This is a genomic window from Planktothrix paucivesiculata PCC 9631 (genome assembly GCF_900009265.2).
Taxonomy (GTDB): domain Bacteria; phylum Cyanobacteriota; class Cyanobacteriia; order Cyanobacteriales; family Microcoleaceae; genus Planktothrix; species Planktothrix paucivesiculata.
This window is the reverse complement of record NZ_LR735121.1, coordinates 1-1,057: the sequence shown is the minus strand read 5'-3', so window position 1 is coordinate 1,057 and position 1,057 is coordinate 1. Positions and strand designations below refer to the sequence as shown.

Below are 1,057 nucleotides of genomic sequence, written 5' to 3'. Positions count from 1 at the left end.
ATTCAATTGTTTTAAGGGTTCTTCATAGCTAATTTCAAAAGTATTGGGATTGAAAATAATCAAAGGTAGTTTAGTTTTTCGTGCCATTGAAATAGTTAGAAAAGTTCCCCCAGTTGTTCGTCCATCCCAGACGGCTAAACCTAGACTGGAATTATTAACAAGATATTGGTCACGAGCTTGCATAACGCCTGGTTGATATTGGGGATATAAAACCTTGACTTCAGAAGCTTTACTCAAGATTTGGTGATAATCCTCCCGCTGTCTGAGAGACCATTTTGAATCCTGGTCAGGACAGGGTAAGATCGCTTTCCAGGTTAGATTCCGTTCAGCCCAAATAATAGCGGCGATAGCATCAGTTCCTAATGCCATTCCAGTTAGAAAAGTTGTGATTCCTCGGTTAATAGCAAGATCAGTTAATTGATTAACCCCTTGATGAAGGTTGGGGTAATAGAAGGGATAATTAAATAGTCGATGTCCAGTAATAAATGCAGTATTCATTAGGTTATTCATTAAGAAACAGCAACGAAGTTAAGCGGTAGCAAATAGTTATTAATTATGTTATAATGATTGAATACAAGGAGGTCTATTCGGGACTGGTAATCATTGAATAGTCATTAAAAAAAACCCTAACTAGATTAAATCTAACTAGAGTTTTATTGAAGCTAAATTAAACTTTGATAACCTTTAGATTCATTTAATTTCCAAAACACAAGACTAAATCTTTCTGGGGTAATAATTTCCTTAATGCTGTGAAGAACCTTACAATTAAACTCGGTAATGTCACCATCCTGAAGAAGATAATCTTTTTGTTCAGGTTCACCATAAGTAAAGATTGCTTCACCGAGATTAACACTAATTGCTTTAGGATTTGCATAGGTATGATCACGATGGGGGGAAATTCTGCCATCACTGATTTTGCCATCAGCTAGAGAACCTCCAAAAGTTAATAAACCAATATCACAACCCGGATAAACTCGTTGACTAAAGTTATAGATTCTGTCATCAAAATAACCTTTGCTGAGTTGTCCGTTTCTGAAATCAACCTCATGGAAAAGCC

At 36.0% G+C, this 1,057-nt stretch carries 2 protein-coding genes; both read right to left on the bottom strand.

Annotation, left to right across the window (positions count from 1 at the left end):
- Positions 1 to 498 (bottom strand): SLOG family protein (locus PL9631_RS25800; protein WP_231516868.1); only part of this gene is annotated, 498 nt, incomplete at its 3' end.
- 164 nt (positions 499 to 662) lie between these two features.
- Positions 663 to 1,057 (bottom strand): hypothetical protein (locus PL9631_RS26510; protein WP_083624834.1); only part of this gene is annotated, 395 nt, incomplete at its 5' end.